This is a genomic window from Streptomyces sp. NPDC058653, from assembly GCF_042716895.1.
Lineage (GTDB): Bacteria > Actinomycetota > Actinomycetes > Streptomycetales > Streptomycetaceae > Streptomyces.
Genome location: NZ_JBHXRM010000008.1, coordinates 102,284 through 117,903, shown reverse-complemented (window position 1 = coordinate 117,903; position 15,620 = coordinate 102,284). Strand labels below are relative to the sequence as shown.

Annotated in this window: 13 protein-coding genes; 10 read left to right on the top strand and 3 right to left on the bottom strand. The window is 71.4% G+C overall.

What is annotated here, in order from left to right; all coding sequences use genetic code 11:
- Nucleotides 1–106: 106 nt before the first annotated feature.
- Both ACFWU9_RS09900 and ACFWU9_RS09895 read left to right on the top strand, forming a co-directional pair.
- The gene (locus tag ACFWU9_RS09900) at nt 107–652 is read left to right on the top strand and encodes a TetR/AcrR family transcriptional regulator (RefSeq protein WP_384316159.1); all 546 of its coding nucleotides are present in this window, start codon (nt 107–109) and stop codon (nt 650–652) included.
- Nucleotides 652–2,238 (top strand): MFS transporter, encoded by a 1,587-nt coding sequence (locus ACFWU9_RS09895; RefSeq protein WP_384316157.1) that lies wholly within the window; start codon nt 652–654, stop codon nt 2,236–2,238. Before ACFWU9_RS09900 ends, ACFWU9_RS09895 begins: the two co-directional genes overlap by 1 nt.
- Nucleotides 2,239–2,454: 216 nt before the next feature.
- On the opposite strand, the gene ACFWU9_RS09890 is transcribed toward ACFWU9_RS09895, so the two are convergent.
- Nucleotides 2,455–3,219, bottom strand: a complete 765-nt coding sequence (locus ACFWU9_RS09890; protein WP_384316316.1) for a lysophospholipid acyltransferase family protein — start codon at nt 3,217–3,219, stop codon at nt 2,455–2,457.
- Between the two features lie 147 nt (nt 3,220–3,366).
- Here ACFWU9_RS09890 and ACFWU9_RS09885 point away from each other — a divergent pair, with 147 nt between their 5' ends.
- On the top strand, nt 3,367–4,533 hold the full coding sequence (locus ACFWU9_RS09885) for a glycerophosphodiester phosphodiesterase (protein ID WP_384316155.1): 1,167 nt from the start codon (nt 3,367–3,369) through the stop codon (nt 4,531–4,533).
- A 363-nt stretch (nt 4,534–4,896) separates the two neighbouring features.
- The gene (locus ACFWU9_RS09880) at nt 4,897–5,400 is read left to right on the top strand and encodes a GNAT family N-acetyltransferase (protein WP_384316153.1); all 504 of its coding nucleotides are present in this window, start codon (nt 4,897–4,899) and stop codon (nt 5,398–5,400) included.
- 18 nt (nt 5,401–5,418) lie between these two features.
- Here the strand turns inward: ACFWU9_RS09880 and ACFWU9_RS09875 are convergent, their stop codons facing one another.
- The gene (locus ACFWU9_RS09875) at nt 5,419–5,856 is read right to left on the bottom strand and encodes a hypothetical protein (protein WP_384316151.1); all 438 of its coding nucleotides are present in this window, start codon (nt 5,854–5,856) and stop codon (nt 5,419–5,421) included.
- A 5-nt stretch (nt 5,857–5,861) separates the two neighbouring features.
- On the bottom strand, nt 5,862–6,221 hold the full coding sequence (locus tag ACFWU9_RS09870; RefSeq protein ID WP_384316149.1) for a hypothetical protein: 360 nt from the start codon (nt 6,219–6,221) through the stop codon (nt 5,862–5,864).
- Between the two features lie 605 nt (nt 6,222–6,826).
- On the opposite strand from ACFWU9_RS09870, the gene ACFWU9_RS09865 reads away from it, so the two are divergent.
- The 6 genes from ACFWU9_RS09865 (at nt 6,827) to cobT (ending at nt 15,460) form a co-directional block, all read left to right on the top strand.
- Nucleotides 6,827–7,945 (top strand): methionine ABC transporter ATP-binding protein, encoded by a 1,119-nt coding sequence (locus tag ACFWU9_RS09865; protein WP_384316147.1) that lies wholly within the window; start codon nt 6,827–6,829, stop codon nt 7,943–7,945.
- Nucleotides 7,942–8,610, top strand: coding sequence for a methionine ABC transporter permease (locus tag ACFWU9_RS09860; protein ID WP_384316145.1), 669 nt, complete (start codon nt 7,942–7,944; stop codon nt 8,608–8,610). The genes ACFWU9_RS09865 and ACFWU9_RS09860 overlap by 4 nt, the downstream gene beginning before the upstream one ends.
- Before the next feature lie 88 nt (nt 8,611–8,698).
- The gene (locus ACFWU9_RS09855; protein WP_384316144.1) at nt 8,699–9,559 is read left to right on the top strand and encodes a MetQ/NlpA family ABC transporter substrate-binding protein; all 861 of its coding nucleotides are present in this window, start codon (nt 8,699–8,701) and stop codon (nt 9,557–9,559) included.
- Nucleotides 9,560–9,664: 105 nt separating this feature from the next.
- On the top strand, nt 9,665–10,303 hold the full coding sequence (locus tag ACFWU9_RS09850) for a GNAT family N-acetyltransferase (RefSeq protein ID WP_384316142.1): 639 nt from the start codon (nt 9,665–9,667) through the stop codon (nt 10,301–10,303).
- A 180-nt stretch (nt 10,304–10,483) separates the two neighbouring features.
- Nucleotides 10,484–11,704 (top strand): precorrin-6y C5,15-methyltransferase (decarboxylating) subunit CbiE, encoded by a 1,221-nt coding sequence (cbiE, locus tag ACFWU9_RS09845; protein ID WP_384316141.1) that lies wholly within the window; start codon nt 10,484–10,486, stop codon nt 11,702–11,704.
- 336 nt (nt 11,705–12,040) lie between these two features.
- Nucleotides 12,041–15,460 (top strand): nicotinate-nucleotide--dimethylbenzimidazole phosphoribosyltransferase, encoded by a 3,420-nt coding sequence (gene cobT / locus ACFWU9_RS09840; protein ID WP_384316139.1) that lies wholly within the window; start codon nt 12,041–12,043, stop codon nt 15,458–15,460.
- Nucleotides 15,461–15,620 lie beyond the last annotated feature (160 nt).

Genomic DNA, 15,620 nt, shown 5'->3' with positions numbered 1-15,620 from the left:
CGTCTGCAACATTGCTCGACATCAAGATATCCCGTGGCGGGACCCTCCCTGACAGTGCCCTGCCATGAGTGAGACATGAATGTCTCATTTGGGTTATGGTTGTCTCATGACAGTCGATCGTGACCAGGTGCTGCGCACCGCCGCAGCCCTCCTCACCCGCAAGGCCACCGCCACCATGGACGAGGTCGCGCGGGCCTCCGGCATCGGCCGGGCCACCCTGCACCGGCACTTCGCCGGGCGGGACGCCCTGGTCAAAGCGTTGGAGGAGCTGGGTATCCGGGAGTTCGAGGCGGCGCTCGACACGGCGCGTACGGACGAGGGGTCCGCGAGCGACGCGCTCCGCAGGCTCATCGCCGAGGTCGAGCCGTCCGCCGGGCTCCTCGCCTTCCTCGTCACCGAGAACCAGCTCTTCGAGGGCGATGTGAACGAGGGCTGGGACCGGCTCGACGCCCGGGTCTCCGCGCTCTTCCGGCGCGGACAGGAAGGGGGCGAGTTCCGGATCGACCTGCCGCCCGCCTGGCTCACCGAGGCCTTCTACGGGCTCGTCGGCACCGCCGCCTGGGCCGTCCAGGACGGACGGGTGGCCGCGAAGGACTTCCAGTACATGATCGCCGAGCTGCTGCTCGGCGGAGCGCGACGGAGTGTGGAGTGATGACCGGCACCGGCCTGGTGGCGAGGACGACGACGGATCCGACGCACCGCCCGGGGCGCTGGCTGGCCCTGTCCGTACTCGTCCTGGCGGTACTTCTGGTGGCGGTCGACGCCACGGTGCTCGGCCTCGCCACACCGTTCCTGAGCGAGGACCTCAAGCCGTCCGGCACGCAACTGCTCTGGATCGGCGACATCTACTCGTTCGTCATCGCGGGACTGCTCGTCTCCATGGGCAGCCTCGGCGACCGGATCGGGCGCAAGAAACTGCTGCTGACAGGAGCCGTGGCCTTCGGCGCCGTCTCCGTGCTCAACGCCTACGCGACCAGCCCGGAGATGATGATCGTCGCGCGGGCGCTGCTGGGCGTCGCCGGCGCGACGCTGATGCCGGCCACCCTCGCCCTGATCCGCAACATCTTCCACGACCCCCGGGAGCGCAGCGTCGCCATCGGCGTCTGGGGCGCCGCGGCGTCGGCGGGCGCGGCCGTGGGTCCGGTGGTCGGCGGATTCCTGCTGGAGCACTTCTGGTGGGGCTCGGTCTTCCTGATCAATCTGCCCGTGATGGCGGTCCTCGTCGTCGTCGGCGTGAGGCTCCTCCCGGAGTCGAAGAACCCGGCGCCGGGTCCCTGGGACCTGGCGGGCGTGGTCCTGTCCCTCGTCGGGATCGTCGGCGTCGTGTACGCGGTGAAGGAGGCCGCGGCGTACGGGCCGCGCTGGGACGTCGCTGCGGCGGCGGTGATCGGCGGCCTGGCGCTCGTCGGCTTCGTCCGCAGACAGCTGAGCATCCGCCACCCGCTGCTGGACATGCGGCTGTTCAGGAACCGGGGCTTCTCCGGAGCCGTACTGGCCGACCTGCTGACCATCTTCGGTCTGTCGGGGCTGATCTTCTTCCTCTCGCAGTATCTGCAACTCGTCCAGGGACGGGGGCCGTTGGAGGCGGGCCTGGCCGAACTGCCCGCGGCCGTGGGCGCCGTGACGGCGGGCCTGCTCGCGGGCCGGGCGGCCCGGCGCTTCTCCGTACGGTCCGTGGTCGCCGGCGGCCTCGCCGGTGTGGGCCTCGCGACCGCGGCACTCGTCGGTCTGACCGAGAACACCGGCTACCCGCTGCTCGGCGGGGTGCTGCTCGTCGTCGGCGTGGGCGCGGGATTCTCCTTCACGGTGACGGCCGACGTGATCCTCTCCAGCGTCCCCAGGGAACAGGCGGGCGCGGCGTCGGCGGTCTCGGAGACGGCGTACGAACTGGGCGCCGCGCTCGGCATCGCCCTCCTCGGCTCGATCGTCACAGGCGTCTACCGGGGCTTCCCCACGCCGGACGCCGTACCGGCGGAGACGGCGTCGGCGGCGCACGAGTCCCTGGGCGGCGCGATCGATTCGGCGACCACGGTCCCGGCCCACCAGGCGACGGAGCTGGTCACGGCGGCCCAGGACGCGTTCGTCCACGGCCTGAGCATCGCGGCGGGAACGGGGGCGGCGATCCTCCTGACGGCCTCGGCGGCGGCGTGGTTCCTGCTGCGCGGCTCCAAGCTGGAGGACGACACGCTGGAGGACGACACGGAGGAATCGGCGGACGCGGTGGAACGGGTCGGCTGAGGGGGCGCCGTACGCCCTGGCCGGTCGCCGCCGCCTGCGAGCGCACACCGGGTGCCGGCCGCCCTGCCCGCGGGGGGGCACCGTGTCCGCGGTGCCGCGCGGGGCGACGGGGGCCGGAACGTACGAACTGACGAAGGGCCGTTCAGCCGAGCGGCCCTTCGGCTGAGCGCGTGCCCGGCCGACGCACAGCGGCCCGACGGGGGACCGGACAGTCGGTCAGGCGGCCTTCGCCTTGGTGGCGTACATGTCCACGTACTCCTGCCCGCCGAGCCGCATGACCTCCGTCATCACGGAGTCGGTCACCGCCCGCAGCACATAGCGGTCACGGTCCATGCCGTCGTACCGCGAGAACTCCATCGGCGCGCCGAAGCGGACGGTCACCCTGCTCGGCCGCGGCATGCCCGCGCCGTTCGGCTGGATCTTGTCCGTCCCGATCATCGCGAAGGGGACGACGGGCGCGCCGGTCATCAGCGTGAGCCGCGCGATGCCCGTACGGCCCCGGTACAGCCGGCCGTCGGGGGAGCGCGTCCCCTCCGGGTAGATGCCGAACATATGACCGTCCTCCAGCACCCGCCGGCCGGTCATCAGCGCCGCGACACCGCCGTGTCCGCCGTCGCGGTCCACCGGGATCATGCCGCAGCCGGTGAAGAACCAGGCCATCATCCGGCCCTTGATCCCCTTACCGGTGACGTACTCGTCCTTGCCGATGAAGAAGACCTGACGGCTCCCGCAGACCAGCGGCAGGATCATCGAGTCGATGAAGGTCAGGTGGTTGCCGGCGAGGATCACCGGACCGGTCCCCGGGATGTTCTCGGCGCCCTCCACCCGCGGCCGGAACATCAGACGCAAGATCGGTCCGAGCACTGCCTTGACGAGCGCAAAGCGGGACAACGGGGTCCTCCGGTTGGTGAGCGGTCGTTGCGAGCCGACTAACTCGTCGCAGGTGAGTACGGTACTCGCGGGTCGGCCCCCCGCGCACATCGAGCCCGGCGACCGGACGCGCGCCGTTGACACGAGTTTCCGGTGTGTTCGCGCGCGGTCTGCCCGCCGTAGACGGCGACTCCCTACGATCAAGCCCTTGCTTGACAGGTGCGGGACAGCACATGGACATCACATGAAGGAGCGTTCATGACACAGGGTGCGCAGAACATCCCGGGACGTAGGACCGTGCTCGGAGCGGCGGTGCTCGGCTCGGCCGCACTCGGTCTCTCCGCCGGTACCGCCGGCGCGGCGCAAGGGGCGCAGGGCGGCTCTCACGGCGGGCACCGTCCGCCGCAGAAGAGACTGCCCGTGCCCACGATCGTCGGACACCGCGGTGCCAGCGGCTACCGCCCCGAGCACACGCTCGGTTCGTACCAGCTCGCGCTCGACCTCGGCGCGCACGTGATCGAGCAGGACCTCGTGCCCACCAAGGACGGGCACCTCGTCTGCCGTCACGAGAACGACATCACGGGCACCACGGACGTCGCCGACCACCCGGAGTTCGCCGGGCGCAAGACCACCAAGAGCGTCGACGGCGTCAGCCTCACCGGCTGGTTCACCGAGGACTTCACGCTCGCCGAGCTGAAGACGCTGCGCGCCAAGGAGCGCATCCCGCAGTCCCGTCCGCACAGCACCCTCTACAACGGCCGCTGGGAGATCCCCACCTTCGAGGAGGTGCTGCGCTGGGCCGACGAGGAGGGGCGCCGCCGGGGCGAGCCCGTATGGCTGTACGTCGAGACGAAGCACCCCACCTACTTCCGGGGCATCGGCCTCGGCCTGGAGGAGCGGCTCGCGAAGCTGCTGCGCCGCTACGGCCGGGACCGCCGTGACTCGCCGCTCTTCCTCCAGTCGTTCGAGCCCACCAGCATGCAGCGCATGGCCAAGCTCGTCTCGACGCCGCGCGTCGTGCTGTTCGACGCCGCGAACACGCAGCCGTGGGACTTCAAGCAGTCGGGCGACCCGCGTTTCGTGGCCGACCTGATCACGCCCAAGGGGCTGAAGTGGATCGCGTCCTTCGCGCAGGGCATCGGCCCGTGGGTGGACCTGATCATTCCGCGGGACACGGCCGGCAAGCTGGGCAAGCCGACCACGCTGGTGCGTGACGCCCACGACAAGGGCCTGATCCTGCACCCGTACACGATGCGGAACGAGAACAGCTTCCTGCCGGCCGACTTCCGGGTCGGTACGGACCCCAACGCGTACGGCGACGCCTTCGGGGCCTTCAAGGTCTACTTCGAGCAGGGCATCGACGGCATCTTCACCGACAACCCCGACACGGGGCTGCTGGCCGCCGCCGACTTCAACAGGAACTGACCTCGGGAATCGAGGACAGGGGCCGACGCGGAGAGTTACCGCCGAGCCCGATGGTGTGCCCCGGCCGGATGTGTCCGGCCGGGGCACAACCACGCGCCGTGGACGCCGAGTTGGGCGTGAGAGGCCAGAACGTACACCTCGCCCCCATCCCGCCGCGACGGCTGGGAAGTTACTGTCCGGCGGCCCCACCACCCTGCAAAACGCAGGAGAGTTGGGTATCTCACAGGTGGGTTTAGGGTCAGCGCGTTCCCGATGCCTGTGATGCCTGGGCAGAATGCTCATCACAGAGGTTGTAGCTCCTGAACTCCGGGGAAAGGAGCGGTAGACAACCGGCGGCAGCAGGTGAGCGGGAGGCATGCACACATGGGCATGAGCGTGACCATCTCAGCAGCGAGTGCACAGGACGCGGAACACATCCTCAAGCTTCAGTACCTGTGTTACCAGAGCGAGGCGGAGCTCTACGGTGACTACACCATCGAACCGTTGACCCAGACCCTTGACGACCTCAAGGAAGAGATCGCCCGCGGTCACGCGCTCGTGGCCAAGCTCGGCGGCGAAGTCGTGGCCTCCGTGCGGGGCGAGGTCGACGCCGCGGGCACGGCCAGGATCGGCAAGCTCATCGTCCACCCGAGGATGCGGCACCACGGTCTCGGCGGCCGGCTGCTCGACGCCATCGAGGGAAGCTTCGCCGGCGACGAGGCCGCCAAGCGCTTCCAGCTCTTCACCGGGCACCGCAGCGAGGGCAATCTGCGGCTGTACCGGAGCAAGGGGTACGCGCCGGTGGCCAGCGAGCCGACCGGTCCCGGTCTCACGCTCGTGACGCTGGAGAAGGAAGCGGCCACCGGAGCCTTCGCCGCCAGCGCCTGACGTACGGCGGCCGACCGCTCAACCCCGTCGGGACCTGCGCAGCCACAGCATCCCCGTGACCGGCAGCAGCACGGGAATGAAGAGATACCCCCAGCCGAACCCGGACCAGACCGTCGCGTCGGGGAAGGCCGAGGGGTCGACGATCGTCCAGGTCCCGACGGTGAGCACGCCGACGAGTTCGCCCGCGCAGCAGACCAGTGCCACCTTCCGCGCCGTCTCGCCGCCGCGTACCAGCGTGTAGGTGATGAACACGTACACGGCGGCCGCGACGCCCGAGAGCGTGTAGGCCAGCGGTGCCCGGTCGAACTTGGTGGAGATCTCGAAGGCGGTCCGCGACGCCGCGCCGACCGACATCACCCCGTACAGCCAGACGAGTAGCAGCCCGGGCCCCTGGACCAGTCTGGTCCGCCCCGCCGGCCGCTCGTCGGTGCCCACTCCGGCACCGGTCCCGGTCACCACGGTCAGCCTCCCCAGATGTCGTACAGACGCACTTCGAGTACGGCGAGGACGACGGCGCCCGCCGAGACCGTCGCCGAACCCCAGCGGGTCCGCTCGGCCAGGGACAGGAATCCGGCGGCCGGTACGGCCGCGAACGCGCCGATCAGATACGAGACGAAGATCACCGAGCTGTCCGCCGGCTCCTCGCCACGCGCCAACTGGACGATGCCGACCACCAGTTGGACGAACGCCAGCACCGTGACCGCCGCCATGCCCATGAAATGCCAGTCCTTGGTGGGCTGGTCGCGGTACGCGGCGTATCCGCACCAGGCGGCGAGGAGGAGGGCGGCCACGGAGACCGCGACCGTCAGGGCGACAAGCATGCCGTCGAGAGTATTACGGCCCGAGAAGCCCGGCGCTGTCGCCCCTGGCGGGCGGGTCGCGGAAGACCGTGGTCTTGGCCACAGCCCACAACGGTCCGGAGCCGGTCTCCACTCGTGCGTCGACGGTGGTCGACCCGCGTCCGTGCAGGTCAGAGAGGTGACGTCGACGGTCGACGGGACCGCGAGCGGCGTCCGGTATCCGGACAGGCGGCCGGAGCCCGGATATACGTCTGCTTTACTTACCGACATGACCACGACGAACAGCCGCACCCTTGCGACCGAGGCGACCATGACGCCCGGTGTTCGTTGTCTGTGTCGAATGTGCGCCCGCTGAGGGCCCCTGCCTGAGCCTCGCGCCCCGAAGCGAGAGCCGACAGACCGCGACGCCACGGCCCCGGTTGTGTCCGTACCTCCCGTACGTCACGCACCCGGACCACGTGCGCCCCTCGGCAGCGCCGCACGGCCACCCACCGCGGCACCCGTGAACGGCCCCGCGCCGCCGCGAGCCGCCGTGCCGTGTCGCGCCGCGTCCTGTCGGACCGCTCCGGACTCCCCCTGCCCCGCCCGGCCGTCGCGCCGCGCACCCGACAGTGACGGAATCGCCAGTGATCACCACTACAGGCCTGACCAAGGTCTACCGGTCCGGCCGGTCGCACGGCCCTGAGATCACCGCTCTCGACGGCGTCGACCTGCGCGTACGCGAGGGCGAGGTCTTCGGAGTCGTCGGCCGCAGCGGCGCCGGGAAGTCCTCGCTCATCCGCTGCGTCAACCTCCTCGAACGGCCCACCGCCGGCACCGTGAGCGTCGACGGAACCGATCTGACCGCGCTCGCCGGGCGCGGCCGACGGGCGGGCAGGGAGCTGCGGCGCGCGCGGAGCTCGATCGGCATGGTCTTCCAGCACTTCAACCTGCTCTCGTCGCGCACCGTCCAGGACAACATCGAACTGCCGCTGGAGATCCTCGGCCACTCCGCGCGGAATCGATCCCTCAGGGCGCTGGAACTGCTCGAACTCGTCGGTCTCGCCGACAAGGCCAAGGCCTACCCGGCCCAGCTCTCCGGCGGTCAGAAGCAGCGCGTCGGCATCGCGCGCGCCCTGGCCGGCAGCCCGAAGGTGCTGCTCTCGGACGAGGCGACGAGCGCGCTCGACCCCGAGACCACCCGCTCGATCCTGGGACTGCTGCGCGACATCAACCGGCAGCTCGGCCTCACCATCCTGCTGATCACGCACGAGATGGAGGTCGTCAAGACGATCTGCGACTCGGCCGCGCTCATGGAGAAGGGGCGGATCACCGAGTCCGGCACGGTCGGCGAACTGCTCGCCACCCCCGGCTCACGGCTCGCGCGCGAGCTGTTCCCCGTCGGCGGCGAGGGGACCGGACCCGGCGGCACGGTCATCGACGTCACCTTCCACGGCGAGAGCGCCACCCAGCCGGTCATCTCCCAGCTGTCCCGCACCTACAACATCGACATATCGATTCTCGGCGCGGCCATGGACACCGTCGGGGGCCGCCAGATCGGCCGGATGCGCATCGAACTCCCGGGCGGCTTCGAGGAGAACGTCGTCCCCATGGGCTTCCTGCGCGAACAGGGACTCCAGGTCGAGGTCGTGAAGCCGGCCGAGGACGCCACCGCGCCGACCGCCGCGCTCACGGAAGACGCCGCGCCCGCCCGGAAAGCCGGGCCCGCCGAAGAAGCCGCGCTCACCAAGGACGGTGCCAAGTGACCTGGTCCGAAATGCAGCCCCTGCTCAGCCAGGGAACCCTCGACACCCTCTACATGGTGCTCTGGTCGGCGCTGGTCACCGTCGTCGGCGGACTGCCGCTGGGAGTCCTGCTCGTCCTCACCGACAAGGGCGGACTGCTCCAGAACACCCCCGTCAACAAGGTAGTCGGCGTGATCGTGAACATCGGCCGCTCGCTGCCGTTCATCATCCTGCTGATCGCGCTGATCCCCTTCACGACCTTCGTCGTCGGCACCTTCATCGGCCCCACGGCCATGATCGTGCCGCTCGCCATCGGCGCCATCCCGTTCTTCGCCCGGCTCGTCGAGACGGCGATACGGGAGGTCGACCACGGCCTGGTCGAAGCCGTCCAGGCCATGGGCGGCTCCATCCCCACCATCGTCCGCAAGGTGCTCCTGCCCCAGGCCCTGCCCTCGATCGTCTCCGGCACGACCACCACCGTCATCGCCCTCATCGGCTACTCCGCCATGGCCGGCGCGGTCGGCGGTGAGGGGCTCGGCTCCAAGGCCGTCACCTACGGATTCCAGCGCTTCGAGAACGGTTTCATGATCGCCACCGTCGTCGTGCTGATCCTGATCGTCACCGTGATCCAGCTGATCGGCGACCTCGCCGTACGGCTGCTGACCCGCCGGACCCGCACGGCCTGAACCGGCCCCCGCGCCCCCACAGATGTCCCACCGGCCCGCACTCCTTGTCCGGGCCCGAATCACCGAACACCGGAAAGAGGCACTCTTCGTGCGTACTCACCTCAAGATCGCGGCCGCCGCGGCCACCACCGCCCTCGCCGTCGGCCTCGCCGCCTGCGGCACCTCGTCCGACCCCGCCGAGAAGACGGCGGAAGGCGCCAAGGCCGACGAGTCCAAGCCCCTGCTCGTCGCGGCGTCCCCGACACCGCACGCCGACATCCTGAACTTCATCAAGGACGAACTGGCCCCGGACGCCGGACTCAAGCTCGACGTCAAGGAGTTCACGGACTACGTCCTGCCGAACACCGCCACCGAGAGCGGCGAGGTCGACGCCAACTACTTCCAGAACAAGCCCTACCTCGACGACTTCAACAAGAAGAACGACACCCACATCGTCCCCGTCGTCAATGTCCACCTGGAACCGCTCGCCCTCTACTCCAAGACGGTCAAGGACCTCAGCGGCCTCAAGCCCGGGCAGACGGTGGCGATCCCGAACGACACCGTCAACGAGGGCCGCGCCCTGAAACTCCTCGCCGACAACGACGTGATCACGCTCGCGGACGGCGTCGAGGGCAACGGCACCCTGGCCGACATCGAGGACGACAAGGGCCTGAAGTTCAAGGAGCTGGAGGCCGCCACCCTGCCCCGTGCCCTGAACGACGTCGACTCCGCCGTCATCAACGGCAACTACGCCATCGAGGCCGACCTCAACCCGGCCGTGGACTCCCTGGCCCTGGAGAAGACCGAGGACAACCCGTACGCCAACTTCCTCGCCGTCAAGGAGGGCAACGAGAAGGACCCGCGCGTGCTCAAGCTCGCGAAGCTCCTCAACTCGCCCCAGGTGAAGAAGTACATCGAGGACACCTACAAGAACGGCGCAGTCCTGCCCGCCTTCGGTCCGCCCGCGTAACCCCGCGCCCACTCCGGCGGGAGCCCCGTACACCCCGGCCGTGTGCGGGGCTCCCCCGATGCTGCATGCTGTGCATTTACGACGGACTGAGGCATGGAGCTGCGCATGACTACCACCTTTCCGGACGTCTCCATCAGCACCGAGCGGCTGGTGCTGCGCCCGTTCGAGGACGCGGACATCCCGGCGCACATCGAGATGATGAACGACGAACCGGTCATCGCGTGGACGTCGGCTCCCTGTCCGTACAGCCCCCGGGACGCCGAGGAGTGGGTGCGCGCGATCGCCCCCGCGGAACGCACCGAGGGGCGCGGACTGGTCCTCGCCGTCACCGAGTTCCTCACCCAGCGCCTCGTCGGCCTCGCGCGCCTCCAGAACACCAACTGGCGCACCCGCGCGACCGAGATCTCCTACATCACCGCGCCCTGGGCGCGTGGCGAGGGGTACGCCACCGAATCGGTGCTCGCCGTCGCGCAGTGGCTCTTCCGCGACCAGACCTTCGAACGCATCGAGTTGCGCACCGCCGCCGACAACACGGCGGCCCAGCAGGTCGCGCAGAAGGCCGGCTGCATCAGCGAGGGTGTCCTGCGCAACGCCTGGATAGCGCGCACGCAGACGGAGTCCGGCGGCTGGATCGACATCCGTACGGACCTCATCGTCTGGAGCCTGCTGCCCGAGGACCTCGAAGGCGTGGCCGATCAGATGGCGGACGCGGGCGGCTACGGCTCCTTCACCGACTGGAACTGAATCAACCCGTCGTCCCCCCTCGCCATGACCGTCCTGCCAGGCCCCCCGGGGGACCGCGCGACGGCCGGCGGGTACCCTCACACGCACCGCCCCGGTGCGGACCCCACACACGACGACCGAACCGCCACGGCTCCGGCCTGCGGAAAAACGACCTGACGACCTCTGGGGAGACTGACGACGATGGCCGACCGCGTCACGGTGATCGGCTGGGACGGCTCGCCCCTCGCGCCCGCGGCCACGTCCGCCCTCGCCGCCGCCACACTGGTGGCCGGAGCCGCCCACCATCTCGCCCTGCCGGAGATCCCGCCGGACGCCGAACGCGTCCGGCTCGGCAGCGTCGATCTCGCGGCCCGCAGGATCGCCGGACACCGCGGCAGCGCCGTCGTGCTCGCCGACGGCGACCCGGGCTTCTTCGGTGTCGTGCGCACCCTGCGCGCACCCGAGCACGGCCTCGAGGTCGAGGTCGTACCCGCGGTCTCCGCCGTGGCCACGGCCTTCGCCCGCGCCGGGATGCCCTGGGACGACGCGCAGGTGGTCGTGGCCCAGCAGCGCACGCTCCGGCGTGCCGTCAATGTGTGCCGGGCGCATACCAAAGTCGCCGTCCTCACCTCCCCGGGCGCCGGGCCCGCCGAACTCGCCCTGCTGCTCCAGGGAGTTCACCGCACCTTCGTCATCTGCGAGGAGCTGGGCACCGAACGGGAACAGGTCACCGTCCTGACCTCGGACAAGGCGGCCGACCATGTCTGGCGCGACCCGAACGTGGTGATCGTCGTCGGCGGCATCGGCACCGCGCCCGTCCGCACCAGCGGCTGGATCGCGGCCCACGACGCCGAGTTCCCGCCCGCCGTACGGGGCTGGGCACTGCCCTCCGAGGAGTACGGCATCGACCTCGACGAGGGCGAGTCGACCTGGCTGCGCGCGGCCCAACTCGCCAGGCTCGGCGCCCGTACCGGCGATCTGGTCTGGGACATCGGCTCCGGCAGCGGCGCGCTCGCCGCCGAGGCGGGGCGCTTCGGCGCGGCCGTGATCGCCGTCGACGCGGAACCCGGGGCGTGCGCCAGCACGGCCGCCGCAGCCCGGCGCGCCGGCGTACAACTGGAAGTCGTGGAGGGCCGGGCGCCCCACGTCCTGGAGAACCTGCCCGAGCCCGACGTCGTACGCATCGGCGGCGGGGGAGTGGACGTCGTCGTCGCCTGCGCCGACCGCAGGCCCGCGCGCATCGTCACCCACGCGGCGACGCGGGACGAGGCGGAGGCCGTCTGCACGGCCCTGCGCGAGGGCGGCTACACCGTGGAGTGCGTCCTCCTCCAGTCCGTCGACATGGACACCGGGGCCTGGTCGGAGCGCGAACGCTCGGTGGTTTTCCTGGTCTCGGGGACGCGGCCGGACCGCTCCCCCTGACCCCGTTGTCGGAGGCGCGAGGTAGGCTGACCGATCGTTGTACCGCAGCCGGTCGTTCGTCGCTTCGTTCGTCAATGTCCGGAAAAGGGGGGTGTTTTGGCCCCTCATGTGGTACGGCTGCACCGGGGGTCGCGCAACGTGGCGCAGCCCACAGACGGCCGCCGCAGATCTCCGTGTGTCGGCCGCGGACGGCCGCGAGAATACGTGAGGGCCGCGGCTCGATTCGTGCCGCGCGGCGCCCACGCTCGTTGTCACTGACGGGCGCCGGAAGCGCCGCCGAATCGGGCGCCCCGGTCGAAGGGCCGAAGGAGCACAACCAATGGGCGAGGGGTACGCATGACTGACACCGGCCAGATCCCGGACAAGGGACAGCCGGAGAACGCAGGCATGGTGGAGCAGCCGGGCGACCCCGCCGCCGGCTCCTACGCCTACCTGGGCCCCTCCGAGAGTGCTCCCGAGGACGACGACCTTCTGCTGATGCCGAGTTCACAGGGCGCGTGGGGCGATCCGCTGCCCGTGCCGCCGGCGGAGCCGGTCGCGCCGGTCCCTCACGCCATGCCGGCGTCCGTGCCCGAGCCGCAGCCCGTCGCGGTCGGGCAGGGCGTGCGGCAGGTGGGCCAGGCGGAGTTCGCGCAGCCGCCCATGGCCTACTCCGAGCCCGGGGCGGGTCACTCCGACTCGCTCGGGCACGGTCAACTGTCGTACGGGGCCCCTCCGGAGTTCCCGCAGGTGCCCGCCCCCGAGAGCCCGTCCCTGTACCCCGCCCCGGATCTGGCCCGGATGCCCGAGCCGGTCGCCGAGCCCGCTCAGCCCGTGGCGCAGCAGGCGGAGTTCGCGGTGGCGCCGGAGGCGTACGCGCCGGCGGAGGCCCTCGCGGAGGCTCCCGTGCCGGAGGCCGTGGCGGAACCCGCACCGGAACCCGTCCAGGAGCCCGCGCCGGAGCCGGCCCAGGAAGCCGTGCGGGAAGCGCCCCAGGCGGCTCCCGAGGCGCCGGAGCAGGCGTCGGCGCCCGCTCCCGTGACCGAGCCGCCCGGCGCGCACGAAGCCGGTGGCCGCGACTCGGGCTCCGTGGACCTCGGGGCCGTACGGGCCGCGACCGCCACCGCCGCCCCCACTCCGCCGCCCGCGCGCCGACCCCTGCACATGGGCCCGCCCATTCCCGACTCCACGGGTGGCGTGGTGCGTTCGCTCGCCGACCGGGGACCCAGGACCACTCCGTCGACCCCGGTTCGGGCACGGGCCCAGGGCCCGCAGACCACGGGCCCCGAGTATCTGGACGTCCCGCGCGAGGAGGCGGGCGCGCTGCCGGGACCGCAGCTCGGCGCGATCCCCGCGCAGGGCGCGGACCCGTGGGGCGCGCCGCCGCCCCAGTCGCAGACTCCGGTGGCGGAGGCCGCGGAGGTCGCCGTCGCCGTGGCCGACGTGGTCGCCGAAGTGGCCCCCGAACCACCGGTGGTGGCGGAGGAGGCGGTTCCCGAGCCCGCCGCGGAAACGGTCGTGCAGGATTCCGTACCGGAGTTCGCCCCGGAGCCGGTCCCGGAGCCGGTGGCCGAGCAGCCCGAGGCGGAGCCGACTCCCGCGCCGGTGGCGGAGGAACCCGTTCCGGTCGTGGCGGTGGTCGAGGAGACCCCGGTCGTCGAGCCGGTCGAGGCCGAGGAGAAGCGCGAGCCGATAGCGCTGCCCGGTGCGGCCTCTGTGGAGCCCGCGCCGGCCGAGCCGTCACCGGTCGCCGAGACGGGACCCGAGCCCGAATCCGTACAGCCAGAGCCCGTACATCCGGAACTCGTACAGCCCGAGCTCGTACAGCCTGCGCCCGTGCCGGCGGAGCCGGAGCCGGAGCCCGTACCGGTCGCGGTGGTCGTGGAGCAGCCCGAGGCGGCGCCGGCGCCCGAGCCGTCGCCCACGCCCGAGCCGATCGCCGAAGCCGAGCCCCTCCCCGCCCCCGAGCCCGCCCCGGCCCCCGAGCCCGCGCCCGTTATCGACGCCGCGCCCGAGCCGCTCCCGGCCGTCGCCGACGAAGCGTCGCCTCCCGCCCCCGGCTACGACGACGCCGAGCGCGAGGCCGTCCTGCGCGTCATGCGCGAACGCCGCGACATCCGCAACGGCTTCCGCTCCGACCCGATCCCGCACGAGGTGCTGCTGCGCGTCCTGGAGGCCGCGCACACGGCCCCCAGCGTCGGCCACTCGCAGCCCTGGGACTTCGTGGTCATCCGGTCCGCCGAGACCCGCCAGACGATGCACGAACTGGCGCAGCGCCAGCGCGACGCGTTCGCCAAGTCGCTCCCCAAGGGCCGGGCCAAGCAGTTCAAGGAACTGAAGATCGAGGCCATCCTCGACACCCCCGTGAACATCGTCGTCACGGCCGACCCCACCCGCGGCGGCCGGCACACCCTCGGCCGCCACACGCAGCCGCAGATGGCGCCGTACTCCTCCGCCCTCGCCGTCGAGAACCTGTGGCTGGCCGCCCGCGCCGAGGGGCTCGGCGTCGGCTGGGTCAGCTTCTTCGACGAGCGCGAGATGGTGCGCGCGCTCGGCCTCCCCGAGCACCTGGACGTCGTGGCGTATCTCTGCGTCGGGTACGTCGACGAGTTCCCCGAGGAGCCCGAACTGACACAGGCGGGCTGGTCCAAGCGCCGCCCGCTCTCCTGGGTCGTCCACGAGGAGACGTACGGCCGCCGGGCCCTGCCCGGAGAGGAGCCGCACGACCTCCTGAAGGAGACCATCGCCGGTATCCGCCCGCTCGACGCCAAGGCGCTCGGTGAGGCGTGGGAGCGGCAGAAGCGGATGACCAAGCCCGCGGGGGCGCTCGGGATGCTGGAGATCATCTCCGCGCAGCTCAGCGGTCTCTCCCGGATGTGCCCGCCGCCGATCCCGGAGCCCGCGGCCGTCGCGGTCTTCGCCGGCGACCACGGTGTGCACGCGCAGGGCGTCACCCACTGGCCCCAGGAGGTGACGGCGCAGATGGTCGCCAACTTCCTCGGCGGCGGGGCGGTCTGCAACGCCTTCGCCAATCAGGTCGGCGCGGAGGTCTGTGTCATCGACGTGGGTGTCGCGGGCGAACTGCCCGCCACCCCCGGCCTGTTGCCGCGCAAGGTCCGCGCGGGCACGGCCGACTTCACCACCGGTCCCGCGCTGACCCGCGAAGAGGTGCTGGCCGCGATCGACGTGGGCATCGAGACCGCCCGCGACCTGGTGGCGGCGGGCAACAAGGGCCTGCTCACCGGCGAGATGGGCATCGCGAACACCACGGCGTGCGCGGCGCTCATCTCGGTCTACACGGACCTGGACCCGTCCGAGGTCACCGGGCGGGGCACGGGCATCAACGACGAGATGCACGCGCGCAAGATCGACGTCGTCCGGCGCGGACTCGAATTCCACCGCCCCGACCCGGCCGACCCCATCGGGGTCCTCGCGGCCTTCGGCGGCCTGGAGCAGGCCGCGCTCGTCGGCTTCCTGCTGGGCGGCGCCTCGCTGCGTACGCCGGTGATCCTCGACGGCGTGAGCGCCGGAGCCGCCGCCCTCGTCGCACGCGCCATCGCCCCCGAGGCACTGGCAGCCTGCATCGCGGGCCACCGCAGCGCCGAACCGGGCCATGTGGCGGCACTCAACAAGCTGGGCCTGCGCCCCCTGGTCGACCTGGACCTCCGCCTCGGCGAGGGCACGGGCGCGCTGCTGGCACTGCCCGTGGTGCAGAGCGCGGCGCGAGCGATGCACGAGGTGGCGACGTTCGACTCGGCGGGAGTGACGGAGAAGTAACCGCGACCCCGGCCCCGAACCCAGCCCGCCCGGCGTTCGGGGGCACGGCCGAAGGCCGGGCGGGGTCCGGGGCGGAGCCACGGTCGCGCGGTGGCGCGGGCAGGGGAAGGGCCTCCTCCGTCGCCTCCACACGCCCCGCACTAAACTGACCCCACCCCAC

What these genes read in the sequence shown, in the direction of transcription:
- ACFWU9_RS09900 (WP_384316159.1), top strand. Translation starts at nt 107, where the DNA reads ATGACAGTCGATCGTGACCAGGTGCTGCGCACCGCCGCAGCCCTCCTC.
- ACFWU9_RS09895 (WP_384316157.1), top strand. Translation starts at nt 652, where the DNA reads ATGACCGGCACCGGCCTGGTGGCGAGGACGACGACGGATCCGACGCAC.
- ACFWU9_RS09890 (WP_384316316.1), bottom strand. Translation starts at nt 3,219, where the DNA reads ATGTGCGCGGGGGGCCGACCCGCGAGTACCGTACTCACCTGCGACGAG.
- ACFWU9_RS09885 (WP_384316155.1), top strand. Translation starts at nt 3,367, where the DNA reads ATGACACAGGGTGCGCAGAACATCCCGGGACGTAGGACCGTGCTCGGA.
- ACFWU9_RS09880 (WP_384316153.1), top strand. Translation starts at nt 4,897, where the DNA reads ATGGGCATGAGCGTGACCATCTCAGCAGCGAGTGCACAGGACGCGGAA.
- ACFWU9_RS09870 (WP_384316149.1), bottom strand. Translation starts at nt 6,221, where the DNA reads ATGCTTGTCGCCCTGACGGTCGCGGTCTCCGTGGCCGCCCTCCTCCTC.
- ACFWU9_RS09850 (WP_384316142.1), top strand. Translation starts at nt 9,665, where the DNA reads ATGACTACCACCTTTCCGGACGTCTCCATCAGCACCGAGCGGCTGGTG.
- cbiE (WP_384316141.1), top strand. Translation starts at nt 10,484, where the DNA reads ATGGCCGACCGCGTCACGGTGATCGGCTGGGACGGCTCGCCCCTCGCG.
- cobT (WP_384316139.1), top strand. Translation starts at nt 12,041, where the DNA reads ATGACTGACACCGGCCAGATCCCGGACAAGGGACAGCCGGAGAACGCA.